This is a genomic window from Haemophilus haemolyticus (genome assembly GCF_003351405.1).
Classification (GTDB): domain Bacteria; phylum Pseudomonadota; class Gammaproteobacteria; order Enterobacterales; family Pasteurellaceae; genus Haemophilus; species Haemophilus haemolyticus_N.
Genome location: NZ_CP031240.1, coordinates 419,984 through 438,505, shown reverse-complemented (window position 1 = coordinate 438,505; position 18,522 = coordinate 419,984). Strand labels below are relative to the sequence as shown.

General features: G+C 40.1%; 17 protein-coding genes. 5 read left to right on the top strand and 12 right to left on the bottom strand.

Annotation, left to right across the window (positions count from 1 at the left end):
- The first annotated feature begins 41 nt into the window (after positions 1-41).
- The gene (glmS, locus tag DV427_RS02065) at positions 42-1,874 is read left to right on the top strand and encodes a glutamine--fructose-6-phosphate transaminase (isomerizing) (protein WP_114891142.1); all 1,833 of its coding nucleotides are present in this window, start codon (positions 42-44) and stop codon (positions 1,872-1,874) included.
- A 117-nt stretch (positions 1,875-1,991) separates the two neighbouring features.
- On the opposite strand, the gene fis is transcribed toward glmS, so the two are convergent.
- The 11 genes from fis to menB all read right to left on the bottom strand — a co-directional run bounded on the left by fis (position 1,992) and on the right by menB (position 11,803).
- On the bottom strand, positions 1,992-2,291 hold the full coding sequence (fis, locus tag DV427_RS02060) for a DNA-binding transcriptional regulator Fis (RefSeq protein WP_009500196.1): 300 nt from the start codon (positions 2,289-2,291) through the stop codon (positions 1,992-1,994).
- Positions 2,285-3,265 (bottom strand): tRNA dihydrouridine synthase DusB, encoded by a 981-nt coding sequence (gene dusB / locus DV427_RS02055; protein ID WP_114891141.1) that lies wholly within the window; start codon positions 3,263-3,265, stop codon positions 2,285-2,287. The genes fis and dusB overlap by 7 nt, the downstream gene beginning before the upstream one ends.
- 146 nt (positions 3,266-3,411) lie before the next feature.
- A complete protein-coding gene (prmA, locus tag DV427_RS02050) occupies positions 3,412-4,299 on the bottom strand; it encodes a 50S ribosomal protein L11 methyltransferase (protein WP_114891140.1) in 888 nt (295 codons plus the stop codon).
- 34 nt (positions 4,300-4,333) lie between these two features.
- Entirely contained in the window at positions 4,334-5,206 is an 873-nt protein-coding gene (locus tag DV427_RS02045; RefSeq protein ID WP_114891139.1) for a DMT family transporter, read from the bottom strand.
- 119 nt (positions 5,207-5,325) lie between these two features.
- Entirely contained in the window at positions 5,326-6,780 is a 1,455-nt protein-coding gene (gene panF / locus DV427_RS02040) for a sodium/pantothenate symporter (RefSeq protein WP_005626344.1), read from the bottom strand.
- A complete protein-coding gene (locus tag DV427_RS02035) occupies positions 6,777-7,034 on the bottom strand; it encodes a YhdT family protein (RefSeq protein ID WP_005634512.1) in 258 nt (85 codons plus the stop codon). The genes panF and DV427_RS02035 overlap by 4 nt, the downstream gene beginning before the upstream one ends.
- Positions 7,035-7,238: 204 nt before the next feature.
- Positions 7,239-8,585 carry an acetyl-CoA carboxylase biotin carboxylase subunit gene (gene accC / locus DV427_RS02030; protein WP_065265631.1) on the bottom strand — a complete coding sequence of 449 codons (1,347 nt, stop codon included), beginning with the start codon at positions 8,583-8,585 and terminating at the stop codon, positions 7,239-7,241.
- A gap of 176 nt (positions 8,586-8,761) precedes the next feature.
- Positions 8,762-9,229: an acetyl-CoA carboxylase biotin carboxyl carrier protein gene (gene accB, locus DV427_RS02025; protein WP_114891138.1), complete on the bottom strand. Its 468-nt coding sequence runs from the start codon at positions 9,227-9,229 to the stop codon at positions 8,762-8,764.
- Between the two features lie 152 nt (positions 9,230-9,381).
- Entirely contained in the window at positions 9,382-9,831 is a 450-nt protein-coding gene (gene aroQ, locus DV427_RS02020; RefSeq protein ID WP_114891137.1) for a type II 3-dehydroquinate dehydratase, read from the bottom strand.
- 56 nt (positions 9,832-9,887) lie between these two features.
- Positions 9,888-10,877: an o-succinylbenzoate synthase gene (menC, locus tag DV427_RS02015; protein WP_162790251.1), complete on the bottom strand. Its 990-nt coding sequence runs from the start codon at positions 10,875-10,877 to the stop codon at positions 9,888-9,890.
- Positions 10,878-10,945: 68 nt separating this feature from the next.
- A complete protein-coding gene (menB, locus tag DV427_RS02010; protein WP_005630980.1) occupies positions 10,946-11,803 on the bottom strand; it encodes a 1,4-dihydroxy-2-naphthoyl-CoA synthase in 858 nt (285 codons plus the stop codon).
- Positions 11,804-11,948: 145 nt separating this feature from the next.
- Between menB and DV427_RS02000 the strand changes: the two genes are divergently transcribed.
- The gene (locus DV427_RS02000; protein WP_114891136.1) at positions 11,949-12,515 is read left to right on the top strand and encodes a DUF5358 domain-containing protein; all 567 of its coding nucleotides are present in this window, start codon (positions 11,949-11,951) and stop codon (positions 12,513-12,515) included.
- 71 nt (positions 12,516-12,586) lie between these two features.
- On the opposite strand, the gene rpsT is transcribed toward DV427_RS02000, so the two are convergent.
- Positions 12,587-12,850 (bottom strand): 30S ribosomal protein S20, encoded by a 264-nt coding sequence (gene rpsT, locus DV427_RS01995; protein WP_005548279.1) that lies wholly within the window; start codon positions 12,848-12,850, stop codon positions 12,587-12,589.
- 266 nt (positions 12,851-13,116) lie between these two features.
- On the opposite strand from rpsT, the gene murJ reads away from it, so the two are divergent.
- Genes murJ through ileS form a run of 3 tightly spaced genes read left to right on the top strand, consistent with a single transcriptional unit; the run spans position 13,117 to position 18,518 of the window.
- Positions 13,117-14,691: a murein biosynthesis integral membrane protein MurJ gene (murJ, locus tag DV427_RS01985; RefSeq protein ID WP_114891135.1), complete on the top strand. Its 1,575-nt coding sequence runs from the start codon at positions 13,117-13,119 to the stop codon at positions 14,689-14,691.
- A 46-nt stretch (positions 14,692-14,737) separates the two neighbouring features.
- Positions 14,738-15,664 (top strand): bifunctional riboflavin kinase/FAD synthetase, encoded by a 927-nt coding sequence (gene ribF, locus DV427_RS01980; RefSeq protein WP_162790250.1) that lies wholly within the window; start codon positions 14,738-14,740, stop codon positions 15,662-15,664.
- Positions 15,665-15,692: 28 nt separating this feature from the next.
- Positions 15,693-18,518, top strand: coding sequence for an isoleucine--tRNA ligase (gene ileS / locus DV427_RS01975; protein WP_114891133.1), 2,826 nt, complete (start codon positions 15,693-15,695; stop codon positions 18,516-18,518).
- Positions 18,519-18,522 lie beyond the last annotated feature (4 nt).

Sequence of the window (18,522 nt, the reverse complement as noted above, 5' to 3'; positions counted from 1 at the left end):
AGTAGACGTATTTTTTATTTAATTAACAATAAGGAAAGCTTATGTGTGGTATTGTCGGCGCGGTAGCGCAACGTGATGTAGCGGAAATCTTAATTAATGGTTTACATCGTTTGGAATATCGTGGTTATGATTCTGCAGGCGTTGCAGTGGTAAATGAACACCATGAATTACAACGCGTGCGCTGCTTAGGTAAAGTTAAAGCATTAGATGAGGCGGTATCGGAGAAACCATTGATTGGTGGTACAGGCATTGCGCATACGCGTTGGGCGACGCATGGTGAACCATCAGAAACCAATGCTCACCCCCATGCGTCAGGCACTTTTGCTGTAGTACATAACGGTATTATTGAAAATCATGAAGAACTTCGAGAATTATTAAAATCTCGTGGTTATGTATTTTTATCGCAAACCGATACGGAAGTGATTGCTCACCTCGTTGAGTGGGAAATGCGTAGTACGGATTCACTTTTAGACGCTGTGAAAAAAGCAGTAAAACAACTCACTGGTGCATACGGTATGGTGGTAATGGATAGCCGTCATCCTGAACATTTAGTCGCAGCTCGTTCTGGTAGTCCGCTAGTGATTGGCTTAGGTATTGGTGAAAATTTCTTAGCTTCAGATCAACTTGCACTTTTAAGTGTTACCCGCCGTTTTATCTTTTTAGAAGAAGGGGATATTGCAGAAATTACACGTCGTACAGTTGATATTTATGATACTTACGGCAATAAAGTTGATCGTGAAGTTCATGAATCTAATCTCGAAAATGACGCGGCAGAGAAAGGTAAATTCCGTCATTTTATGCAGAAAGAAATTTACGAACAGCCAACCGCACTTATCAATACAATGGAAGGGCGTATCAATCATGAAAATGTGATTGTCGATTCAATCGGTAATGGTGCAAAAGGCATTTTAGAAAAAGTTGAGCATATTCAAATTGTTGCTTGTGGTACATCTTATAATGCAGGTATGGTGGCGCGTTATTGGTTTGAATCTTTGGCTGGCGTGAGTTGTGATGTTGAAATTGCATCAGAGTTTCGTTATCGCAAATTTGTTACCCGTCCAAATAGCTTATTGATTACCCTTTCTCAATCTGGAGAAACAGCCGATACTTTAGCCGCACTTCGTTTAGCGAAAGAAAAGGGCTACATGGCGGCATTAACAATTTGTAATGTTGCTGGATCTTCGCTAGTACGCGAATCAGATCTTGCATTTATGACGCGTGCCGGTGTTGAGGTTGGGGTGGCGTCAACAAAAGCATTTACGACACAGCTCGCTGCGTTATTAATGTTGGTGACGGCACTTGGTAAAGTTAAAGGTCATATTTCTGCAGAAAAAGAGCAAGAGATTATCAAAGCAATGCAATCTTTACCTGCTGAAATTGAAAAAGCGTTAGCTTTTGATACAGAAATTGAAGCATTGGCTGAGGATTTTGCTGAAAAACATCATGCTCTTTTCTTAGGTCGTGGAGCATTTTATCCAATTGCAGTAGAGGCCTCTTTGAAATTGAAAGAGATTTCTTATATTCACGCTGAAGCGTATGCAGCTGGAGAATTGAAACATGGTCCATTAGCGTTGATTGATGCCGATATGCCGGTAATTGTTGTGGCACCAAATAATGAATTATTAGAGAAAGTAAAATCGAACATTGAAGAGGTTCGTGCTCGTGGTGGCCAATTATACGTATTTGCCGATAAAGAAGCAGGCTTTACACCAAGTGAAGGAATGAAAATCATCACGATGCCGAAAGTCAATGATATCGTTGCACCGATTTTTTATACCATCCCAATGCAGTTGCTTTCTTATCATGTGGCCTTAATTAAAGGTACTGATGTAGATCAACCTCGTAACTTAGCGAAATCTGTCACCGTAGAATAAAGTGCGGTTGATTTTAAGATAAATTTAAAGCACAGGTTATAGCTTGTGCTTTATCTGATTGAATGAAAAGGGCGAACATTAAAATGTTCGCCCTTTGTTGTCTAAAAAACGTATAACTTAGCCCATACCGTATTTTTTTAGTTTTTTACGTAATGTACCACGGTTGATACCAAGCATATTTGCTGCACGGGTTTGATTACCACGAGTATATTGCATAATCATATCTAACATCGGGTGTTCAACTTCCGCTAATACTAATTCGTAAAGATCATTCACATCTTGACCATCTAATTGCGCTAAATAATTACGCAATGCTTGTTTTACTGAATCGCGTAATGGTTTGTTGGTCACTTGTGATTGCGCATTTAATACTGACACCGTTAAGGCTTCAGCAGGATTACGTTGTTGTTCTAACATTTTTCTTTATCCAAAATTAAATTGAAAAAATCTTCCAATACAATAAGTTGCTCTTTTGGATCACTAATTGCATTAAAAGTCTGTTTAAAAACGGAATCAGGTTGAATTCCCTGTAAATACCAAGCCACGTGTTTACGCGCAATGCGATAGCCTTTTTGTTCGCCATAGAATTGATGTAATTCTTGAATATGACGCAAAATTTGACCGCACTTTTCGTTTAAACTTGGCATTTGGCTTATCGAGTCATGCTCAATTAGGTTTTCCACAGCTTGAAATACCCAAGGGTTACCCAGCGCAGCACGACCGATCATAATGGCATCCGCTCCGGTATAATCGAGAACGAATTTTGCTTTCCGAGCAGAATCAATATCACCATTGGCTATAACCGGTATGGCAATTGCTTGTTTAACAGCTTTGATGTTGTCATATTCCGCTTCGCCTTCAAAAAGACAAGCTCGTGTACGACCATGCACCGTTAATGCTTGTATGCCACATTGTTCTGCAATTTTGCCGATTTGAACGCAGTTTCGATTAGATTTATCCCAGCCTGTACGAATTTTTAAGGTCACTGGCACATTGACGGCTGTCACTACTTCTCGCAAGATTTTTTCTACCAAATCTGGAAATTGCAACAATGCAGAGCCTGCGAGTTTGCGATTTACTTTTTTGGCAGGGCACCCCATATTAATGTCAATGATTTGGGCACCATATTCCACGTTGATAGCCGCAGCTTGTGCCATCTCGAGTGGATCACTACCTGCAATTTGCATGGCATTGAGACCTAAATCTTCGCTATGTGCCAAGCGCAATTTGGATTTTTCGGTATGCCAAACTTGCGGATTTGTGGACATCATTTCTGAAAATGTGAGTCCAGCACCATAATATGCACAAAGACGACGGAAAGGCTGGTCGGTAATACCTGCCATTGGTGCAAGTAAAACACGATTTCTCAATTGGTATGAACCGATTCGCATTTTACGTTACCTTCCTAGCAAGCCTAAATCTAATTAGTGTCGAACTGGTCGACGACCGACAAGGCTGGCTATAATACGCATTTTGCCTTACTTTGCAAAGTGAAATTTGTTTAAAAAATACACTTTTTTTGATTGACAAAAAGAAATTAAAGCGTTTTTAGCTTACCCGTAATTCGGCACCATTCTTCTCTCACCGCGACTGGCTCTAACGCAAATGTTTGCGTATAGGCATCGCATACCGATTGAGCTTGAGTTTCTAAAATGCCCGATAAACCAAGATCGCCATTAGGTTTAACAAGTTGGCTAATGATTGGGTAAAGTTCTTTGAGAGGGCCAGCAAGAATATTCGCCACCACGACATTAGCTTTTAAATCAGAGGGTTTTTCATCAGATAAGAACAGCTGTAGGCGATCTGCTACGCCATTCTGCTCGGCATTATTGCGACTGGCTAGAATCGCTTGTGGATCGATATCAATTCCTACCGCACTTTTCGCACCAAGTTTTAATGCAGCAATGGCTAAAATGCCTGAACCACAGCCAAAATCGATGACGGTTTTATCTTTTAAATCAAGGCTATCTAGCCATTCTAAACATAGTGCGGTTGTAGGATGAGTGCCTGTCCCAAATGCTAAACCTGGGTCAAGCATAACATTGACGGCATTTTCATCAGGCACATCACGCCAACTTGGACAAATCCATAAACGCTTACCAAATTGCATTGGGTGGAAGTTATCCATCCACTCGCGCTCCCAGTCTTTGTCTTCTATTTGTTCAATTTTGTACGCCGTATTACTATCTAAGTGTTTCGCTTCTTTTAATAAGCGGACGATTTCTGCCATATCTGTTTCTGCATCAAATAACGCAATAACATCGGTGTTGCCCCATAAACGAGTTTCACCAGGCAAAGGCTCAAAAATCGGTGTATCTTGACTATCCATAAAAGTTACAGAAACGGAGCCGATTTCTTCTAAAAAATCACTCATTTGTTCTGCTTTTTCATTGGTGCTATTTAGGCGAATTTGAATCCAAGCCATTTGTTTTTTCCTTTATTTCATAAAATGGGGCGTATTATACCGATTTTTTCAAAATTTTCGGCAGTAAAGTCGAGCCAAGTGTGGCGAGAATAATGATTGTTATACCAAGTGTGGCTGAAAATGACAGCGTTTCGCCAAGTAATGATACGGCAAATAAGATGCCGAATAGCGGCTCAAGTGCGACTAAAATACCGGAGATATTGGCATCCACACTATTAAGGCCTTTATTCCATAACCAATAGGCAAGCCAGCTACAGCCAATGGCAAGATATAATAAACCCGCAATACTTGTGGAATTTAGTGATATTTGCCAGTTTTCTGTGAGTAATAGCGTAAATGGCAACGTTGTGATGGTGCCAAGTACAATGCTGACGGAGGTATAAGCTTGCGTTGAGACCTTGGCTACAACTCGCTGTGTCCAACGTAACACGGCAGCGAAAATGATCCCAGCACTTAGTACTAATAAACACCCGAATAAACTGATGTTATCAACGCCTTCATTATTTTTTCCGCCATTGATTAAAATCGCCACGCCAACAAATGCCATTGCGCCGAATAGCCAGTGAAACCATTTTGCTTTGTCTTTAAAGAAGAAATGCCCGACAAATACAACGAGCAGCGGTTCTAGCCCAATCATGGTGACTGCACTGGACGCAGAGGTATATTTTAGCCCGATGAATTGTAATAAAAATACGGCGGTATAGTTAAAGAATGCCAACCACCAAAGTTGTTTACGCATTGGTTTATCAATTTTTTTCCAACGACGTAGAAAGAGTGGCATGACAATAACCATTGCGATAATTAACCGGATTTGCACAACAAGCACAGGATCCATCATCGAATAAGTGAGTTTACCAACGATTAATGAACTACTCCAAATAAGTAGCGCAAGAATTTGATAGAGCATTGATATATCCCTGTGAATTGTTCCAATTCTATGTTTGAGTGTAGAAATTGCTGACAGTGAGAAAAGTAAATATCACCTTCCTCTCATTTAGAAGAAGGTGACAGCATATTGATTGACGCTTAAAGTGCGGTAACTTTTAATTGAGTTTTTTCAATACGACGTTCGCCCAATTTATTACCCACTAAAAATGCAATTAATCCAAATACTAATGACGGTACGATTTGATGGAAGTTAAATAATTTTATGCCAAGCTGAGTGAGCAAGATATAACTCCCCAAGCCGATAATCATTGAGCTTAACGCACCATAAGCATTTGCTTTATCCCAGTAAATACCTAGCACTATCACCCATAAAAATGCGGCTTCTAGTCCGCCAAAAGCAAATAGATTTAACCAAATAATCATATCTGGTGGATTGAGGGCGGCAAAGATTAAAAGTGCGGTCAAAATCAGCGTGATAATAGATGAAAAATAACTTACTTTTTTCTCATTTTTTGCCGCTTCAGGTTTCGTAGAAAGGTATAAATCTTTTACAAAAATAGAAGAAGATTGAATAAGTTGCGCATCAATTGTGGACATAATTGCTGACATTGGTGCGGCTAAGAAAATACCGGCAATAATAGGTGGTAATACTTTTAGCATTAAAGTTGGAATCACTTGATCCGATACCGTTAAATTTGGAATAACTGCACGACCAAGCGCACCAGCTAAGTGCATACCGAACATAATGATGGAAAGAACAATTGTTCCAATCAGCATCCCTCTATGTAAGGCTTTGCTATCTTTAAATGCCATGCATCGAACAGCAGTATGTGGAAGACCTACAACACCGAAACAGACAAGTACCCAGAAGGAAGCCATAAATTGAAAATCTAACATTCCATTTGGCCCGTAAGGCGTGACTAATGCAGGATCGATTTCTGTTAATTTATTAACCGCACTTTCTACACCGCCGAGCGCATAAATGGTTCCTACAAGGAGAATAATAGTACCTAAAATCATGACGGTACCCTGAATGGTATCCGTAAGCACGACAGCGCGGAATCCCCCGATAAATGTATAGATACCTACCGTTAAAGCAAATAAGAGCAATGCTTGAGTATAAGAAATGCCGATAGTTGTTTCTAATAAACGCGCACCACCAATAAATTGCACGGTCATGGCTGCAAAAAATGCGAGAAGAAGAGCAAGACTTGATAGCCAGACTAAATATTTGTTTTTATAACGATAAAGGAAAAGATCGTTAATCGTTAACGCATTGGTTTCTCTTGATAATAGCGCGAATTTTTTACCTAATGCACCTAATGCAAGCCATACTGCCGGAACTTGAATCATCGCAAGTAATACCCAGCCTAATCCGTATTTATAAGCTGCGCCAGGGCCGCCTACAAAAGAACTTGCACTGGCATAAGTTGATGCAGTTGTCATTGCGAGCACAAAACCCGTCATGGAGCGGTTACCTACATAATATTCCGTTAGGAAATCGCCTTTTGTACGTTTTACATAAGCGAAAATCGCAGCACCAAATATAAATGCAAGATAAATAATTAAAGGGAGAATAATACCTAAATTCATTTTTGATTCTCCTCATCTTTGATTTCAAGAGAGATATCTTGATAAATAATTTTGATAATCCAATGGCCAATTACAATAAACAGAATAGGCAAATAAATACAAGAGAGTTCGAACCAGAGGGGGAAACCAATCGGCCCTTGAGTTTCTTTAGGCAAATAAGCACATAAGCACCAACCTATCACATATAAAATAGATAGGCCTAATGCCCAACTAGCTTCCTTGGCAGCTTGTTGATAACGTTGTTTTAATGTCATGTTTCTTCCTTAAATTTTTTATAAGTGAAAGTATATTTTTGAATGGTATAAGGGGCATATATTTTATACACCCCTTATGTTTGCTAATCTTACAACTTTTTTGAATAATTCAAAATGTTTTGCTGATTCTAGTGTTTATTATCATTAAATAAGTTTTAGGAACATGCGAAAATGGCTAACATCTGTTAGCCATTTAAATTTTAATTATTCATGCATACCTAATTTTTTCTCCAAATAGTGGATATTTGTTCCACCTTTTTGGAAATTTTCATCTTCAAGAATTAATTCATGAAGTGGGATGTTGGTCTTGATACCATCAATAATTGTTTCAGATAATGCATTTTGCATACGACGGATTGCAACTTCACGCGTATCGCCATAAGTGATAAGTTTTGCGATCATAGAGTCGTAATGTGGAGGCACCGTATAGCCACCATAAACATGAGAATCCCAACGAACACCCAATCCGCCCGGTGAATGTAAGTGATTTACTTTTCCTGGAGATGGTAAGAATGTTTTTGGATCTTCTGCGTTAATGCGGCATTCTATTGCATGGCCTTTAACTTTGATGTCTTCTTGTTTAAAGGAAATCGGCAAGCCTGCAGCGATGCGTAATTGCTCTTTCACTAAATCTACACCTGTAATCATTTCAGTTACAGGGTGTTCCACTTGAATACGAGTATTCATTTCAATGAAATAGAATTCGCCATTTTCATATAAGAATTCAAACGTACCTGCTCCGCGATAGCCGATTTCTACACAAGCTTTTGCACAGCGAGAGCCGATATCGCGGCGAACTTCTTCTGTGATGCCTGGAGCAGGCGCTTCTTCCACAACTTTTTGGTGACGACGCTGCATTGAGCAGTCACGTTCAGCCAAATAAACTGCATTGCCATGCGTGTCTGCTAATACTTGAATTTCCACGTGACGTGGATTTTCTAAGTATTTTTCCATATAGACCATATCATTATTGAATGCAGCTTTCGCTTCTGCTTTAGTCATCGCGATAGATTCTTCTAATGCGTCTTCGCCACGAACAACACGCATTCCTCGGCCGCCACCACCGCCGGATGCTTTGATGATGATTGGATAGCCAATACGTTTAGCAATTTCTTTATTTTTAGCAATGTCGTTACCTACAGGGCCATCAGAACCCGGCACACAAGGCACGCCTGCTTTTTTCATCGCTTTAATAGCTGAAACTTTATCGCCCATTAAACGGATGACATCAGCTGTTGGGCCGATGAAAGTGAAACCTGAGCGTTCAACTTGTTCAGCAAAATCAGCATTTTCAGATAAAAAACCGTATCCTGGATGAATTGCATCTGCGCCTGTTACTTCGGCGGCAGCAATGATAGCTGGAATATTTAAATAACTTTTTGCGGAAGGTGCTGGACCGATACAAACGGTTTCATCAGCGAGTAAAACGTGTTTTAAATCACGATCAGCGGTGGAGTGAACCGCCACAGTTTTAATACCTAATTCTTTACAAGCACGTAAAATGCGTAGTGCAATTTCACCGCGGTTAGCAATCACAACTTTTTCTAACATAAAAGAGTCCGTTTAGTCAGATAGACGTGAATTTTTATGTAGGTTCTTGAAATATTGTTCTCCCTATAAAATTTGGTGTGAACAGATTTCAATTTATATCGCCTACGATAAATTCGCTCTAATTGTTTGTATATGAAATAGGCGGACTAAAGTCCGCCCGACGAAAATATTGGAAATTATTCAATAACGATTAATGGTTCGTCGAATTCAACAGCGTCACCGTCGTTGATAAGAATTGCTTTTACTACGCCAGCTTTGTCTGCTTCAATGCGGTTCATCATTTTCATTGCTTCAACGATACAAAGCGTGTCGCCAACTTTCACAGATTGACCCACTTCAACGAATGCTTTTGCTTCTGGGCTTGGGCTGCGATAGAACGTTCCTACCATTGGTGAACGTACAAGATGGCCTGATAATTCATCGGATGCTGCTGGCGCTGGTGTCGCCGCTGCTGGCGCTTGAGCTGGCACAGCAGCTGGAGTTGGTGCTACCACTGGTGCTGTAGCGTATTGAATTGCTGCTGGAGCAACTGCTGGCGCTGCACGGCTAATACGTACTGTACCTTCTTCTTCTTGCACTTCTAATTCAGTAATGCCAGATTCTTCTACTAATTCGATTAATTTTTTGATTTTACGAATGTCCATACGTTCTTCCTAAAAAGATTGAAATTTTAACCGCACTTTTAAATGAAAAAGTGCGGTTATGAATAAACTTATTTTTGTGTTGTAAAGATTACCTTAAATTTTGCAAATTTGCGATAAAATTCTGTGAATTTCGCCCAAAATGCTCGATTTTCTTATTTTTTAGCAAGGTAATCGATAGCAAATAAAAAGGCAAACTCGTAACCTTTTGCGCCTAAACCGCAAATAACGCCTTCAGCCACATCGCTAAAATAAGAATGATGACGAAATGATTCACGTTTATGCACGTTGGATAAATGAATCTCCACAAAAGGAATTGAAACAGCTAAAAGTGCATCGCGCAATGCTACACTGGTATGAGTGTAGGCAGCAGGATTAATTAAAATAAAATCGACTTGCTGAAAACTTTCGTGGATCTTATTAATTAATTTTTCTTCACTATTGGCTTGAAAACATTCCACTTTTACATTGTGTTGAGTGGCTAAAGTTTGTATTTTCTCTTCAATGGATGCAAGAGAAATACTGCCATAATGTTTTGGCTCGCGAGCCCCTAACATATTTAAGTTCGGGCCATTTAACAGCAAAATTCTGTGTGTTTGCGACATTTTTAATCCTTTTTGTGTGGCGCATTATACTGATTTTTCGATTTTGGGTGGTCGAATCAGATAATTTTAGTGATAAATTCAGATTCTAAATCCACAATAGGTAAATCAGAACCAGGCCAAGCGCGTAGTACTTGATGTTCCATCAAATCTAACGTGTCTAAGCCTGGAGTTACATTCGGAGTGTATTGTTGTGCGATTCGCGCGAGCTGAGAGAGCCCTAAACTGCTTTCGATACTTGAACTAATAACCGCTTTTAGGCCTAACAAATGTGCTTGGTTAATGAGTTCAGCACAACGTTGAATTGAACCAATTAAAGTGGGTTTGATTACGACAGCCGATAAGTGCGGTTCTTTTTCCAAGCAAAAATTAGGCTCTCGTACGGATTCATCCCACGCAATCGCAATATCGGTTTGAGCTGCAAATTCACGACTGAGTGCTTGTGTTTTACAAGGTTCTTCTAAAAATTGAATACGTTTTCTATGTTGCAGTTTGACTTTAGAGGCAAATTGTAACGCTTTTTCTAACGACCAATGGCGGTTTGCATCCAGTCGTAATTGTAAATCGGGAATCGCTTCTAAAAACATATCGGCAATTAATCCATCGTGATTGGCTTCGTATCTGCCCACTTTCATCTTTGCTACTTTTTCGCCTGCTATGCTCGCAAGTTTGGCATACAATTCATCGGGATCGCCATAACAAAGTGGTGCTGTATGGTAATTGCCTTCAGCTTGTAAATAACCTTTCATTTCATCCATTGCGCAACTGATACCAAAAGCAACGGAGGGATAGGTGCCATCTAATGGTACGCGAGGTGCGTCACAGCTTGCATTGCACCATGTCGTTAGCCATTCCATTGCTTGTTCTTGAGCTTGGTTTAAGGTTTCTTCGCTAAAACCAGGTAGCGGGGCGATTTCTCCCCAACCGTCTCGGCTGCAACTTACTCTTACGATTAAGCCTTCACGGCGTTTTAAAAAACGATCACGCAGAATAAGTTGACTATCAACGGGGATGGAATAACGGTAAAGATTAAATGATTTTTCAGCCATGCTTGCTCCCAATACAAAAGTGCGGTCAAAATTCACGAAGATTTTTAACCGCACTTTAGAACGATAAATTAAGGGTTACGTCTGAATTTGCTGAAGTCTGGGGCGCGTTTTTCGTTAAACGCATTACGACCTTCTTGACCTTCTTCAGTCATGTAGAACAACATTGTTGCGTTACCTGCCAATTCTTGAAGACCAGCTTGGCCATCACAGTCAGCATTTAATGCCGCTTTCAAACAACGAATTGCGATTGGGCTATTGCGTAACATTTCACGACACCAGCGTACAGTTTCTTTTTCAAGATCAGCATAAGGCACAACAGTATTGACTAAGCCCATGTCTAATGCTTCTTGTGCATTATATTGACGGCATAAGAACCAAATTTCACGCGCTTTTTTCTGACCCACTAAACGAGCCATATAGCTTGCTCCCCAACCACCATCGAATGAGCCGACTTTTGGCCCTGTTTGACCGAAAATAGCATTTTCAGCAGCAATGGTTAAGTCGCAAAGCATATGTAATACATGGCCACCACCAATTGCATAACCGGCCACCATTGCCACAACCGGTTTTGGACAAGAACGAATATCGCGTTGGAAATCTAATACATTTAAGTGATGTACGCCGCTGTCATCTTTATAACCGCCGTAATCGCCACGTACTTTTTGGTCACCACCAGAACAGAATGCTTTTTCGCCTTCGCCAGTTAATACAATGACACCAATGTTTTCATCGAAGCGTGCATCAGAAAATGCAGTGATCATTTCTTTCACTGTTTGTGGACGAAATGCATTACGAACTTCAGGGCGGTTAATGGTAATTTTGGCAATACCATCAGTAGATTTATGATAGCGAATGTCGCTATAGCCTTCGCTGTGATCGACCCATTCAACAGGCGCATATAACACATCATCTTTTGGATTTTGCATGAGAATTCCTTTTAATTAACGTAAAAAAGTGCGGTCATTATAGCGGAAGTTTTTCGGATCAGGAAAACTAAATTCATTTGCTGCTTTATCTGTAGTGAAGATATTGCTAGAATTTTGCGCATTCTCATTTTTATAAGGATCAAATGTGAAATTAATTGCAACCTTAGGTGTGGCAGCATTGCTGTCTAGCTGCTCAATGTTTGGTAGCTCACAATCCGCAATCCCTGGTGAATTTGCGGGGGCAGATTACCAACTTTCCGATCAAGATGCAAAACAATGGGCGATTGCAAGTAAGCAAGCAGAACAATGCGTTTACCCAAATTTAACTCGGATTTTGCAACAGCATTTTTCTAAAGAAGATAGCTATATTCACTCACAATATGTCTTTTTCTATCCGTTGGAAAAAATTATTGGCGAGCAATATGTGAAGATTATTCAAGGTGATGAAAAATCGATGAATTACGCAAGCTATCAGTTTAAAAAATTTCGTACCGAAGTGGGTAATGTTGAGCCTTTAACTGAACAGGCGTGTTTAAAATTACGTAATGAAGCGCGCGATGATTTGGCTGTCGTGAAAGGTCAATATAAAAATGGCATGGTGGAAGTACAGAAAAATGAAGATGGCACACCGAAAAATCCTGATGGTATCGCGACGAATGAAAATAAATTCTTCTTTGATATTATCAAATGGGGATCGATGTTGTTACTTTAGTCTAAAATTCGATGAAATAAAAAACCGCACTTTAAAGTGCGGTTTTATTTTTTATTCTTTCTAGCTAAAAATTACGCTAATTTTTTGATTTGTGCAGCTAATTTAGATTTGTGGTTTGCTGCTTTGTTAGCGTGGATTAAGCCTTTAGAAGCCATACGGTCAACAACTTTTTGCATTTCAACGAATGCTGCTTCAGCTGCTGCTTTTTCACCTGCTGCTACTTGAGCATATACTTTTTTGATGTAAGTACGCATCATAGAGCGTTGGCTTGCGTTGTGTTGGCGGCGTTTTTCAGATTGAACCGCGCGTTTTTTTGCTGACTTGATATTAGCCAAGGTCAAACTCCTAAAATTTCTGTTGATTGATAGACAAAATAAAGGGCGTCAATATGCCGATTTTTTATACTTTTGTCAATGGAAAATTTGTGTTGATTTCGGTGAGACACAACCGAAAGTAAGTATCGTTATTTTTACAAGCTCTTTCAATATGGGCTCACACAAACGATGTGCGGCGGATTTTATCAGTTTTTTTTCACGGAATATAGCGTAAAAACAAAATTTCTATACAATTAGGCAAAAATTTTAGGGTAGAGAAGAATATTTTGAGTAAACGACTTTTAAAATCTAGCATTGTTGTTAGTTCTATGACTTTATTATCAAGAGTGTTAGGTCTTGTGCGCGATGTAGTTATCGCTCATCTCATTGGGGCAGGCGCGGCGGCGGATGTTTTTTTATTTGCTAATCGTATCCCAAATTTTCTTCGCCGTTTATTTGCTGAGGGGGCTTTTTCACAGGCTTTTGTCCCTGTTCTCGCAGAATATCAAAAATCTGGTGATATTAATAAAACCCGTGAATTTATTGGAAAAGTTTCTGGTACCCTTGGGGGATTGGTCAGTATTGTTACGATCCTCGCGATGATTGGCTCACCTATCGTTGCCGCTTTATTTGGGATGGGCTGGTTCACCGATTGGATGAATGATGGCCTTGATGCACATAAATTTGAACAAGCTTCCCTTTTACTTAAAATAACTTTTCCTTATTTATGGTTTGTTACTTTTGTCGCGCTTTCTGGAGCTGTGCTTAATACGATTGGGAAATTCGGCGTGATGTCCTTTTCACCTGTGTTATTAAATATAGCGATGATTGCCACCGCACTTTTCCTTGCACCACAAATGGACAATCCAGATCTTGCGTTGGCTATCGGTATTTTTCTAGGCGGCTTATTACAGTTCTTATTCCAAATTCCATTTATGAAACAAGCTGGTTTACTGGTGAAACCCAAATGGGCTTGGCGGGATGAAGGCGTAACCAAAATTCGTAAATTAATGATCCCTGCGTTATTTGGTGTATCGGTAAGTCAAATTAATCTTTTGCTGGATACAGTGATTGCGAGCTTCTTGATGACGGGCTCTATTAGCTGGCTGTATTACTCCGACCGCTTACTGGAATTTCCTCTCGGTTTATTTGGCATTGCTATTTCTACCGTAATTTTGCCAACACTTGCTCGCCACCACGTTAATCGTGAAGGCGATTCAGATAAAAGTGCGGTTGATTTTCGTAATACAATGGATTGGGGCGTACGAATGATTTTATTACTTGGCGTTCCAGCCGCCATTGGTATTGCTGTATTGGCTCAGCCAATGTTACTTACGCTCTTTATGCGTGGAAATTTCATGCTAAATGATGTTCATGCGGCCTCTTATTCTTTATGGGCATTTAACGGGGGGTTACTTAGCTTTATGTTGATTAAAATCCTCGCCAATGGCTATTACGCCCGCCAAGATACCAAAACGCCAGTAAAAATCGGCATTATTGCCATGGTGAGTAATATGGGCTTTAACCTATTGGCGATTCCTTTCAGTTATGTGGGTTTAGCCATTGCTTCAGCAATGTCGGCAACCCTTAACGCCTACTTACTCTATCGCGGCTTAGCCAAAGCGGATGTCTATTATTTCTCACGTAAAAGTGCGGTCTTTTTTGTCAAAGTTTTATTGGCAGCAATCGCAATGGGTGCGGCAGTTTGGTATTACGTGCCTGAAATCAACCAATGGGCGAAAATGGATTTCTTCATGCGTGTTTATTGGCTTGTTTGGTTGATTGTATTAGCCGCAATAGTTTATGGTGCAACGTTGATTTTATTAGGCGTTCGCAAGCACCATTTGCTGACAAAAAACTAACTTCTCGCTATAATGCCGAAATTCTCTTATTTTCATGGATAAGGACATGCAATTAATTCGCGGGCTTCATAATGCAAATCGTGTTTTACAAGGTTGTGCGCTAACGATCGGCAATTTTGATGGTGTGCATTTAGGGCATCAAGCAGTCCTCCGCCATTTGCGCCAAAAAGCTGACGAATTAAATTTACCCATGGCGGTATTGTTATTTGAATCACAGCCGCGTGAATATTTTATGGGGGAAAATGCACCAGCCCGTTTAATGCGCTTGCGTGACAAAATTTATTATCTAGAAAAGGCTAGGGTTGATGTCGTAATTGTGGCGAAATTTGACCGCACTTTTGCTGAGCAACCAGCTGATGTGTTTATTGAGCAAACGCTTGTTAATCATCTACATGTGAAATTTTTAAGCATTGGCGATGATTTTAAGTTCGGCTCAAAACGCCAAGGTAATTTTGCGATGTTGCAACAAGCCGGAAAGCAGTTTGGTTTTGAAGTAGAAGACAGCCGTACCTTCTGTTTAGATGAGTTACGTATCAGTAGCACCGCTATCCGTGAAGCATTAGCTAAAGATGATTTACAGCATGCGGAAAATTTACTCGGTAAACCTTATCGTATTTTCGGGCGTGTGATCCATGGTAATAAGTTAGGTAGAACAATAGGATTTCCAACGGCAAATATTCGTTTGCATAGACAAGTAAATCCAATCAAAGGTGTTTATGCCGTAAAAGTGCGGTTAAAATCAGGTGAGATTTTTAACGGTGTGGCCAATATGGGAAAACGGCCAACTATAAATGGATTAATGCAATTATTAGAAGTTCATTTATTTGATTTTTCTCAGAATATTTATAGCCAAATGGTGGAAGTCGAATTCTGCCACAAGATTAGAAACGAGATTAAATTCCCGTCTTTTGATGATTTGAAAGTGCAAATTGAGAAAGATGTAGAAACAGCGAAAGCGTTTTTTAACAGTTAATTTTAAAATGTAAAAATTGGAAAATAAAATGACAGTCGATTACAAAAACACTCTTAACCTACCGGAAACCAGCTTTCCAATGCGCGGTGATTTAGCTAAGCGCGAACCTGATATGTTGAAAAATTGGTACGAGAAAAATCTTTACCAAAAAATTCGTGAAGCGAGCAAAGGCAAAAAATCTTTTATTCTGCATGATGGTCCTCCGTATGCGAACGGTAACATTCATATTGGTCACGCAGTAAACAAAATTTTGAAAGATATTATTATTAAATCCAAAACCGCATTAGGTTTTGATTCCCCTTATATTCCGGGTTGGGACTGCCACGGCTTGCCGATTGAATTAAAAGTAGAAGGCTTGGTGGGCAAGCCAAACGAGAAAATTACGGCAGCTGAATTCCGTCAAAAATGCCGTGAATATGCTGCGGAACAAGTAGAAGGTCAGAAAAAAGATTTTATCCGTTTAGGCGTGTTAGGCGATTGGGATAATCCTTATTTAACAATGAACTTCGATACCGAAGCAAACATTATCCGTACACTCGGTAAAGTGATTGCTAATGGTCACTTATATAAAGGTTCAAAACCGGTGCACTGGTGTTTGGATTGTGGCTCTTCTTTAGCAGAAGCAGAAGTGGAATATGAAGACAAAGTTTCTCCATCTATCTATGTGCGTTTTCCAGCAGTAAGTGCGGTTGAAATTGAAGAGAAATTTAACGCAGTAGGTAAAGGCCATGGCAAATTATCCGCGGTAATTTGGACAACCACACCTTGGACAATACCATCTAACCGTGCGATTGCAGTAAATGCAGAATTAGAATACAACTTAGTACAACTTGGCGATGAGCGTGTGATCTTAGCCGCTGAATTAGTTGAATCCGTAGCGAAAGCCGTGGGTGTAGAACAAGTTGAAATTTTAGGTTCAGTAAAAGGTCAGGCGCTTGAGTTAGTACGCTTTAACCATCCGTTCTATGATTTCACTGTGCCAGTGATTTTAGGCGATCACGTGACCACTGATGGTGGTACGGGTTTAGTACATACCGCGCCAGATCATGGCTTGGACGACTTTATTGTAGGGCAAAAATATAATATCCCTATGGCAGGCTTAGTAGCTAATGATGGTAAATTTATTTCAACCACTGAATTCTTTGCTGGTAAAGGCGTATTTGAAGCAAATCCGCTCGTAGTTGAAAAATTACAAGAAGTAGGTAATTTATTAAAAGTTGAGAAAATCAAACACAGTTACCCACATTGCTGGCGTCACAAAACCCCGATTATTTTCCGTGCTACTCCGCAATGGTTTATCGGCATGGAAACACAAGGGTTACGCCAACAAGCATTAGGCGAAATTAAGCAAGTTCGTTGGATTCCAGATTGGGGTCAAGCACGTATCGAGAAAATGGTTGAAAACCGTCCAGACTGGTGTATTTCCCGTCAACGTACTTGGGGCGTGCCGATGACCTTATTCGTGCACAAAGAAACTGAAGAACTTCATCCGCGTACTTTAGAGTTACTTGAAGAAGTGGCTAAACGTGTAGAGAAAGCCGGTATTCAAGCATGGTGGGATTTAGACGAAAAAGAATTATTAGGGGCGGATGCAGAAACCTATCGCAAAGTACCTGATACCCTTGATGTATGGTTTGACTCAGGATCAACCTATTCTTCTGTTGTCGCAAATCGCCCAGAATTTAACGGTCAAGATATCGATATGTATTTGGAAGGTTCTGACCAACACCGTGGTTGGTTCATGTCTTCTTTAATGCTTTCTACGGCAACAGACAGCAAAGCGCCATACAAACAAGTTTTAACTCACGGTTTCACTGTGGATGGTCAAGGCCGTAAGATGTCAAAATCTATCGGTAACATTGTGACTCCACAAGAAGTCATGGATAAATTTGGTGGTGATATTTTACGTTTATGGGTAGCTTCTACTGATTATACGGGTGAAATGACCGTTTCTGATGAGATCTTAAAACGTGCAGCGGATAGCTATCGTCGTATTCGTAACACCGCTCGTTTCTTATTAGCAAACTTGAATGGTTTTGATCCAAAACGTGATTTGGTCAAACCAGAAGAAATGATTAGCCTAGATCGTTGGGCGGTGGCTTGTGCGTTAGATGCACAAAAAGAAATTAAAGATGCGTATGATAACTATCAGTTCCACACTGTGGTACAACGTTTAATGCGTTTCTGTTCTGTGGAAATGGGTTCGTTCTACCTTGATATTATCAAAGATCGTCAATATACAACGAAAGCAGACAGCCTTGCTCGTCGTAGTTGTCAAACTGCGTTATGGCATATTGCTGAAGCATTAGTTCGTTGGATGGCACCGATCTTATCTTTCACTGCCGATGAAATTTGGCAACACTTACCACAAACCGAAAGTGGTCGTGCAGAATTCGTATTTACTGAAGAATTCTATCAAGGCTTGTTCGGTTTAGGCGAGAATGAAAAATTAGATGATGCTTACTGGCAACAACTGATTAAAGTTCGTTCTGAAGTGAACCGTGTATTAGAAGTCGCGCGTAACGATAAAGTGATTGGTGGCGGTTTAGAAGCAGAAGTGACTCTTTATGCGAATGACGAATATCGTGCATTGTTAGAACAATTAGGCAATGAATTACGTTTCGTGTTAATTACCTCAAAAGCTGAAGTGAAAGCATTAGCAGATAAACCTACGGATGTGACTGCGGGTGAGTTAGAGGGAATTGCGGTAAGCGTAGCACGTTCTAATGGTGAAAAATGTCCGCGTTGCTGGCATTATTCTGACAAAATTGGTGTAAATTCAGAACATCCAACACTTTGTCCACGTTGTGTAGAAAATGTCGCGGGTAATGGCGAAGAGCGCCATTTTGCATAATTAA

Coding starts and splice junctions, on each gene's coding strand:
- glmS (WP_114891142.1), top strand. CDS start 42: ATGTGTGGTATTGTCGGCGCGGTAGCGCAACGTGATGTAGCGGAAATC.
- fis (WP_009500196.1), bottom strand. CDS start 2,291: ATGTTAGAACAACAACGTAATCCTGCTGAAGCCTTAACGGTGTCAGTA.
- dusB (WP_114891141.1), bottom strand. CDS start 3,265: ATGCGAATCGGTTCATACCAATTGAGAAATCGTGTTTTACTTGCACCA.
- prmA (WP_114891140.1), bottom strand. CDS start 4,299: ATGGCTTGGATTCAAATTCGCCTAAATAGCACCAATGAAAAAGCAGAA.
- DV427_RS02045 (WP_114891139.1), bottom strand. CDS start 5,206: ATGCTCTATCAAATTCTTGCGCTACTTATTTGGAGTAGTTCATTAATC.
- panF (WP_005626344.1), bottom strand. CDS start 6,780: ATGAATTTAGGTATTATTCTCCCTTTAATTATTTATCTTGCATTTATA.
- DV427_RS02035 (WP_005634512.1), bottom strand. CDS start 7,034: ATGACATTAAAACAACGTTATCAACAAGCTGCCAAGGAAGCTAGTTGG.
- accC (WP_065265631.1), bottom strand. CDS start 8,585: ATGTTAGAAAAAGTTGTGATTGCTAACCGCGGTGAAATTGCACTACGC.
- accB (WP_114891138.1), bottom strand. CDS start 9,229: ATGGACATTCGTAAAATCAAAAAATTAATCGAATTAGTAGAAGAATCT.
- aroQ (WP_114891137.1), bottom strand. CDS start 9,831: ATGTCGCAAACACACAGAATTTTGCTGTTAAATGGCCCGAACTTAAAT.
- menC (WP_162790251.1), bottom strand. CDS start 10,877: ATGGCTGAAAAATCATTTAATCTTTACCGTTATTCCATCCCCGTTGAT.
- menB (WP_005630980.1), bottom strand. CDS start 11,803: ATGCAAAATCCAAAAGATGATGTGTTATATGCGCCTGTTGAATGGGTC.
- ribF (WP_162790250.1), top strand. CDS start 14,738: ATGCAATTAATTCGCGGGCTTCATAATGCAAATCGTGTTTTACAAGGT.
- ileS (WP_114891133.1), top strand. CDS start 15,693: ATGACAGTCGATTACAAAAACACTCTTAACCTACCGGAAACCAGCTTT.